1 pseudogene is annotated in these 263 nt (G+C 71.1%); it reads left to right on the forward strand.

Features of this window, described 5'->3' with window-relative positions:
* Positions 1-228 (forward strand): annotated as a pseudogene (locus AOK24_RS43815) (hypothetical protein); the annotation flags it as partial.
* Positions 229-263: the final 35 nt, after the last annotated feature.

The following is a 263-nucleotide window of genomic DNA, read 5'->3' on the forward strand; positions in this document are numbered from 1 at the left end:
GCCGGCGTGAAGGCGGCGAACCACCTCACCCGCAACGACCCCGCGAAGAACCCCCCGTTGGAGCCGGCGATCGACCTCAGCGCACCCCCGCGCCCGTACCCCAACTGCGCGACCTGCGACGAACTCGCCACCCTCCGCAGGACGGCCCACAAGAACAAGGACTACAGCGCGGCCACGGACGCGAACGTCCTCCTGCGCCGCCACCACACCCAGGCGCACCCGAAGTGACCTACCGCCCCCACCCCACCCACATCACCCAGGTC

The sequence above is a fragment of the Streptomyces niveiscabiei genome, assembly GCF_001419795.1.
In the GTDB taxonomy this organism is placed as follows: domain Bacteria; phylum Actinomycetota; class Actinomycetes; order Streptomycetales; family Streptomycetaceae; genus Streptomyces; species Streptomyces niveiscabiei.